At 40.9% G+C, this 6,749-nt stretch carries 8 protein-coding genes and 2 tRNA genes; 9 read left to right on the plus strand and 1 reads right to left on the minus strand.

Features of this window, described 5'->3' with window-relative positions:
- Window positions 1-43 precede the first annotated feature (43 nt).
- The 6 genes from SFV55_RS07250 to SFV55_RS07275 all read left to right on the plus strand — a co-directional run bounded on the left by SFV55_RS07250 (window position 44) and on the right by SFV55_RS07275 (window position 2,827).
- Window positions 44-118, plus strand: a tRNA-Val gene (locus SFV55_RS07250).
- A gap of 51 nt (window positions 119-169) precedes the next feature.
- A complete protein-coding gene (locus SFV55_RS07255) occupies window positions 170-601 on the plus strand; it encodes a four helix bundle protein (RefSeq protein WP_320028816.1) in 432 nt (143 codons plus the stop codon).
- Window positions 602-712: 111 nt separating this feature from the next.
- Window positions 713-786: transfer RNA gene (locus SFV55_RS07260), tRNA-Pro, on the plus strand.
- 461 nt (window positions 787-1,247) lie between these two features.
- The gene (locus SFV55_RS07265) at window positions 1,248-2,165 is read left to right on the plus strand and encodes a peptidoglycan-binding domain-containing protein (RefSeq protein ID WP_320028817.1); all 918 of its coding nucleotides are present in this window, start codon (window positions 1,248-1,250) and stop codon (window positions 2,163-2,165) included.
- A 108-nt stretch (window positions 2,166-2,273) separates the two neighbouring features.
- The gene (locus tag SFV55_RS07270) at window positions 2,274-2,564 is read left to right on the plus strand and encodes a helix-turn-helix domain-containing protein (RefSeq protein ID WP_320028818.1); all 291 of its coding nucleotides are present in this window, start codon (window positions 2,274-2,276) and stop codon (window positions 2,562-2,564) included.
- Window positions 2,564-2,827 carry a hypothetical protein gene (locus SFV55_RS07275; protein WP_320028819.1) on the plus strand — a complete coding sequence of 88 codons (264 nt, stop codon included), beginning with the start codon at window positions 2,564-2,566 and terminating at the stop codon, window positions 2,825-2,827. Before SFV55_RS07270 ends, SFV55_RS07275 begins: the two co-directional genes overlap by 1 nt.
- Window position 2,828: 1 nt before the next feature.
- Here the strand turns inward: SFV55_RS07275 and SFV55_RS07280 are convergent, their stop codons facing one another.
- Window positions 2,829-3,911: a replication initiation protein gene (locus SFV55_RS07280; RefSeq protein ID WP_320028820.1), complete on the minus strand. Its 1,083-nt coding sequence runs from the start codon at window positions 3,909-3,911 to the stop codon at window positions 2,829-2,831.
- Window positions 3,912-4,481: 570 nt separating this feature from the next.
- Between SFV55_RS07280 and SFV55_RS07285 the strand changes: the two genes are divergently transcribed.
- From SFV55_RS07285 to SFV55_RS07295, 3 genes are read left to right on the plus strand one after another with little or no spacing between them, the layout of a single operon-like run.
- Window positions 4,482-5,147 carry an AAA family ATPase gene (locus tag SFV55_RS07285; RefSeq protein ID WP_320028821.1) on the plus strand — a complete coding sequence of 222 codons (666 nt, stop codon included), beginning with the start codon at window positions 4,482-4,484 and terminating at the stop codon, window positions 5,145-5,147.
- A gap of 1 nt (window position 5,148) precedes the next feature.
- Window positions 5,149-5,424, plus strand: a complete 276-nt coding sequence (locus SFV55_RS07290) for a hypothetical protein (RefSeq protein ID WP_320028822.1) — start codon at window positions 5,149-5,151, stop codon at window positions 5,422-5,424.
- 49 nt (window positions 5,425-5,473) lie between these two features.
- On the plus strand, window positions 5,474-6,376 hold the full coding sequence (locus SFV55_RS07295; protein ID WP_320028823.1) for a toprim domain-containing protein: 903 nt from the start codon (window positions 5,474-5,476) through the stop codon (window positions 6,374-6,376).
- The last annotated feature ends 373 nt before the right edge of the window (window positions 6,377-6,749 follow it).

A 6,749-nucleotide genomic window follows, 5' to 3' on the forward strand; every position in this document is an offset into this window, starting at 1 on the left:
ACTCGCTTGAAAAAAAAGCACTGCGATTCAATGGAATCTAGTCGGGTAATTAGCTCAGTTGGTTTAGAGCGCTGCTTTGACAGAGCAGAGGTCACAGGTTCGAGTCCTGTATTACCCACGAGATAGGGTGTGCGTGTGAGGTGTGGTTCTCAAACTTCGTTTGAGAAGTGTGGGTGTGATTGGTGCACCGCGCCGGGAATTGGAAGAGGACCGGATTTGGGGTTTCAGGTTTAAAGGACTAAAACGACAGGACGTGTTTGATTTTGAAAAATTGGAGGTCTATCAGGAAATGCGGAGCGTAAACCTTAAGGTACTCAAACACCTGTTTACACACCAATCTCTTGATCCATATATCCAGGATCAATTCAAACGCGCCAGCTTGAGTGCCCTTTTAAACCTGGCTGAAGGCACCGGCCGCATGACCAACCCCGATAAAAAGAAATTTTACATCACGGCGCGCTCTTCGGTTTTTGAATGTGTCGCGATCCTACAAATAATGTTCGATACCAATGTCATAGAGAAAAGCCTCTATGATGAGTTGTATACTGGCTTTGAAAAGATTTCACGGATGCTCCTGGGCATGATTCGCTCGATGGAGTAAACTGGTGGTTTTTTCAAATCCAGAGATTGGGCAACCACTTAGAGTTGCCCCAACACACCCACACTCTTCAAACGAAGTTTGAAGACCACACTCACACCCACACACTATTTTCGGGATGTGGCGCAGCCCGGTAGCGCACACGCCTGGGGGGCGTGGGGCCGCAGGTTCAAATCCTGTCATCCCGACTTGATTTTCAAGGAGTTACGAAGATAAAATTCGTAACTCCTTTTTATTTGCAAGCCATTTGCAAACATTTTGGGGGTTTATTTGGGGGCATTTGGTGCCATTTGTGGAGATGATTTTTTTTCTGTCGTTCGTCGAAAAGTTTCTGAATGGCATCTTTCTTTTCAAATTCCAGCTTCCCTACCCTCTCCTATCAGTTTTTTTTACGATATTGCTTCTACTTAAAGTTTCCGTTCATGGCTGAATTTGGTTCCCACTTAGACGTCATTTGTTTAGAGTCAGAGGGATTCTACGCCTTGCTTGATGCAGTTGTCGAAGACTCAAGGATAAATGGATTGGGAATTCTAACGTTTAGCTTGCACGAATTAATCGTAAATCTTATTTTGCATTTGATTAGAGCTTCATAGATGCACCATTTGGCGCTGAAACTGCAAAAGTTGTAGCCACTAAAAAATAAAAAAAAATGAACGAAAAAACCATTGAAGAATTAAAAGAAAAAATTCATCTTCAAGAGTTAGAAATTGAATTCCTACGAAAGAAGATGGAAAACGACTCCAAGTTTGATGAAAATAAAGAAAAAGCAATCAAACTCGAGATACTTAAAGAAGCCAAGATCGATACAAATAAAAGGTTATTGACGCTTATACCACTTTTGGGGATTATCTTGAGTGTTTTTGGTTTCTTTGGATATGAGAATATAAAAACCTCACTTTTAAAACAAATCGATATCGAGCCTCTAAAAAAGAAAGTATTAGCAGCAGCAAAAAGCGAAATTACAGATATTGAAAGAACGAAGTCAAAGATCCAAAAATTAGAAGAAGAAGTCATAACACTAGTTGAATCAACAAAAAAGCATTACGAAGAGATTTCTTCACTTGCACAAGCTGTTGAGGTTAATAAAAAAAATGCTGAATCTATAATTGAGGCTCTTGACCCTGAAACAAAAAATGAGATTGAAAGAAAACTAAGGAATCGTTTTCTTGATGAATCTGGACTTTCAACCGAATTTATCATTTCTATACTACAAAAAGAAACAGGTTTTCATGCTTCATCATTAGCATATTCCGATTTAAAAAAATCAGTTTCTCAGTTACAATCTAAATACGGTTTACGTCCAGATGGTGTACTCGGTCCAGCTACATCATTACTAATTATGGCAATAGCAGTCAAATATAAAAAAATAGAAGCTTTAAGAGATATACAAGAAAATGGTAGTAAACGCCCTTTTTTATCTTACCCTTTTTTATTCAGTGAGCATGGGTTATTTGAAATCATTAAGAGCGATCGCCATGAATTACATGAACCAATGCTTGATGTTTTAAAAGTTACTGATAATATCAATTCATTATCTGAAGCGTTGGTGAAAATAGAGAGATATTAAAACTTCAATACAGTATATACACCGATCATTTTTTTTATCAAATTTTAGCCTCCTAGGTATGCTTTTGCTCATTTTTTTACGATATTGATTTCACTAAAACCTGTTCTCATGGCTGAATTTGGTTCCCGCCTAGAAGTAATCTGTCTTGAGTCCGACGCATTCTATGCCCTGGTGGACGAAGTCGTTGCACGGCTCAAGGACAAACACAATGCTCCATTAGATAAATGGATTGATGACGAAGAGGCCATGAGGCTACTCAGGGTTAGTTCCAAGACAACCATGCAGAAATACCGAGACGAGGGCATGATCAGATTTACCCAGCCTAGCAGGAAGATTATACTGTACGATAGAGAGTCAATTATGGAGTTTCTGGAGCAAAACTCAAAAGATACATTCTGATGGAAGACAAAACTTTTCAAAAGGCTTTTAATGCCGGGTACATGCTGGAGAAGTATGTTCCCGCCTTGTCGCAACTGCTGGCCAAAAGCCTCAAAAATTCAACGACTACCTTTTCTGAAGGTTTTCTGGCGGGTAGCCAGCAATACACTGAGGAAAAGAATCATAAGGACATGATCGTTTCCCTGTTCAAAAATCCGGGGTTTCAAACGCCGGGTAAAAGCATCGAAGAACCGGAGAAAGATGAGCCGGATATGGATAGGTAAATTAGGCCACCCTCTTCCGCACAAAATTCACAAAAGCCCCATCCACATTCCCCGGCTTAAACCCTGTCTTTTCAGCACTTGTCTTGAACTCCTGCTCCAACAGGTAAACATCCAAACGTTTCCCAGCATCAGCAATAGCTTTTTTGGCCGCTTCAATACCCGAAGGAGAAACCAATAACCTAGGTTGCTCCAGGTTCAGGTTTGGCAGGAAATTGCCTATATGGATAGGGCTTGTTGAACTATCACTTTTTTGGGATGAAGTGATCGTGAGCACATTTTCAACCTTGCCCTCCATCCGTTCTTGTCGTCCGGTTTTGGTTCTTTGCAATTCCTCCACTGCGGCAATCTGTGCTCCGATGTCCGTTTTCTTTAGCCAGGAAAATTTAATGTGGGTGATCGCCCTGCCCGTTCGGATCGGTTCGGCCTTGATCTCAAACTCAGTCAGGAAAGATACTTCCTTGATCGCGGGTTTTAGTGCCTTATCGTTCAGGTGGCCAAAAGACTTGAGTTTGTGCTTACCTACTCCAATCAGTCCCCTCGTCTCTTCCACCGTCAAAGTTTCATGGTTGATGTATTGCAGGTTTTTCCTTTTTTGCAAAAATTCGTACAAAGACAGACTATACTTACTCGAAAGTTCAAACATCACCTTGGTATGAAGCCGGGCAAAAATCTGAGTATCTTTGATGATTTTGACCAAATCATCCGGGAAGGAATATTCAATGAAGCCACCATAGTCTTCCGTCTCATTGGCTCCCAATAACTGAATTTGCCGCGTGGCCGGATTGCCATTTTGGTTGTTCCGAATCTTGATCACCACAATGGCTGACATCAGCCTTCTAAACGAAGCCTTTATGTCCTGGTTGTTGCTATCAATGTATTTGGTGAGTTCTTGCCGGGTGATGGCGTGCCGCTTTTTGTGGGTGATTTCATTCCAGGCATTTCCAATCAGGAGATTGTAAATTCGCCTGTCCTGGAGGGTGAGCGGCGTCATCTCAATAATGTCAATCAGTTCTTCAGGTTTGACGATTGAGGATAAGTCGTCCGGCACCGTTGGGAAAGCAATTTTTGAGTTGAATTCATTCATGCCTTGCATAATCTCACAAAATCACCCCTTGTAAAGTGATTTTGTGATTGTATACCTCCTGAACTATCACCCTATCCCCAAAAAGTGATTTTTAGCTATAAAATGAAAACTCAGTTCAGCCCAATAAAGTGATAGTTGCTCCCAAAGAAGTGATTTTGCCATCCCAAAGAGGTGATCCTTACGCCCAAGTAAGTGATTGTTCATCCCAAAGAGGTGATTTTAAGCTCGAAAAATCCAGCATTTCCAAGCCTTTCCCGATTACGAACACAGAACAAGTGAACAAAGGAAAGAACACAGAAGCAGAATTGAGGTGATAAAAGCCCTACCCTCCGCTCACGCTGTTCGCTGCGCCCAATGCCTACTCGGCATTGCCTTTAAACTGAATTCGCTGCGCTCATCAGCTATTTGTTTTTTTGCTTTTGAAAAGAATAAAAGAGCTGAAAGTTTTGGATGTTGCCAGATTGCCACCTTTTATAAAAACCTTTTCAGGCTTTGCTGAAAAACTGAAACAAGGCTTCGCGTAAATCAGCATTTCAGTATATACTGATGCTGTAACTAAACCCTTTTTTTATGATCATTGCTGTAACCAATCTGAAAGGTGGCGTCGGAAAATCTACCCTTTCCCGCAACCTCGCCGTTTACTTTGCCATGCAGGGTGAAAAAACCTGCATCATTGATACCGACATTGAACAAAGAACCACCTGCGATTGGCGAACGCGCCGAGAAGCAGATGCTAAAATCAAGGTCGATGTTTTCCCCATGTCGAGTACCGATGGCCTGGTCAATGACATCAAAACCCACCGAAATAATGGCTACCGGGTAATCATCATTGATGGTGTTCCGCAACTGGAAAAAGTCACGACCAAACTAATCCTCTTGGCTAATTTTTTGATCATCCCGATCACCCCTTCCATTGATGACCTCAAGAGTTTTGAAAGGTTTTTGAAACGTTACGAAGATGCCAAAATGGTCAAGCCTGAAATTCCGGCTTTTTTGGTGCTCAATCGCTATTGCCGCACCAGTGAGGGCGAAGAAGTAAAGCTGGCTATTGCCATGTTTGAGGAGTTTGGCATAAGCCCTTTGCAAAACGTGATCAGCGAACGGGTAGCCCATAAACGCAGCAGTAAATACGGACTTACTGCCCTGGAGTGGGAGGATGCCAAAGCCAGGGAAGAAGTAGAAACGTTTTGCGCGGAGATTGAACAAAAATTGATTAAAAAAATGAAGGTAGCCTAATATGAAAAGAGAAAAACGCAGCATAGTAGACCTGATGAACCAATCCACTCCTGAAAGTGATCAAGTGGAAGCGGCAGTTGAAAAAGTACATTTATTGGCCAGTTTGCCCCAACTTAAAAAGCAGGAAAAAACCGTGCGGGTGACAATTGATACTCCTGAAAGCTTGCACAAGGCTTTGAAAAAATTGATCATCGATGAGTCGGTAAACCTCAAAACCTTTTTCCTCCAAGCAGTGACAGAAAAATTGGATAAAACTGGAAACAAGGTAATCGGATGAAATACGGAGATACTGAAAAACTGAAATCAGTTTTTACGGAGATACTGAAATGAACAGCACCCAGGCCAAAAACATCAATTTGCCCGATCTATTGGCCAAGCTTGGTTTTCAACCTACTGAAATCAGTAAAGCCGGAAATGAGTATTGGTACACTTCGCCTTTCCGAAGTGAAAAGACCGCCAGTTTTCATACCTCGTTTTTGGGGGGCAAATGGATTTGGAAAGACTTTGGCGACATAGGTGGCACGGTGATAGATTTTGTGCTGCGGTACAAAGGGTTTTACCGGGTTAATGATGCACTACAGTTTTTGGATGAAATCTACCAGGGGAGCGTTAAAACTATCCCCGTCAATCCCAATCAAAACAGCCTTTTTGGCAAATCGCCAAGGGATGAAAAACCCGTTTTGGAACTTAAAAACGTTTCGCCCTTGCAAAAATCATGGCCCTATGTGCAGGGCAGGGGCATCAATGAAACTGTTGCCAAAGCTTACCTGAATGACATTGAATTTGTAAACCGCAATACTGGCAAAACCTATTTTGCCGCAGGTATCAAAAACCTTTCAGAAGGGTTTGAGATTCGTAATCCGTTTTTTAAATCTTCGATTGGGAAAAAGGATATGACACTGATCAGAGGGGAAGAGGAGACAAAGGTCATTTCGGTTTTTGAGGGGTTTATGGATTTTTTGACTTATTTGACGGAGGAGGGAGTGGTGAAGCCGAAGGAGGATATTTTGGTTTTGAATTCACTTTCTTTTCAACAGCGGGCGAGGGATTTTATTGAGAAGGGAGGGTATGAGCGGGTTTTGACTTTTTTTGATAATGACCAAGCGGGTAGTGAAGCTGCAAAAGATTTTAAAAAGGTGTTCCAGAGAAAAATCGAAGCTCAGAATATTCGTTACAAGAGTTTAAAGGACTACAATTCAAAATATAAATATAAAGGTTCGTCTTTTTAAAAAATAAAAGAGAGCTATTTTAGATAAATAAAGATTAGAAAAAAAACAGTCCGTCCGATTTCAACCCGCCTTCAAGCGCCCTTGTCTGCCAATCAAGGGTATTATTTCAGTAAAATTGACCCATAGAATGATAGAAGTCAAAATCGCAAAGGAAATTTTGGAGAAGAAAAATTTTCTTTATAAGTTACGGAACCTTTTGAAGGCACTAAAATGTTTCTTAATAAAAATAAACATTATGAGCATAACATCTGAAAAGCTGTTTTATATAATTGGAATTATCATTATATCTATTTTTCTGATCAGAAAAATATTATCGGGAATGTTCAATGAAGTGTGTCAAGAATTAAAAAATATTGACGAAACCCTAGTTTTG

The sequence above is a fragment of the Haliscomenobacter sp. genome, assembly GCF_033763495.1.
Taxonomy (GTDB): Bacteria; Bacteroidota; Bacteroidia; order Chitinophagales; family Saprospiraceae; genus Haliscomenobacter.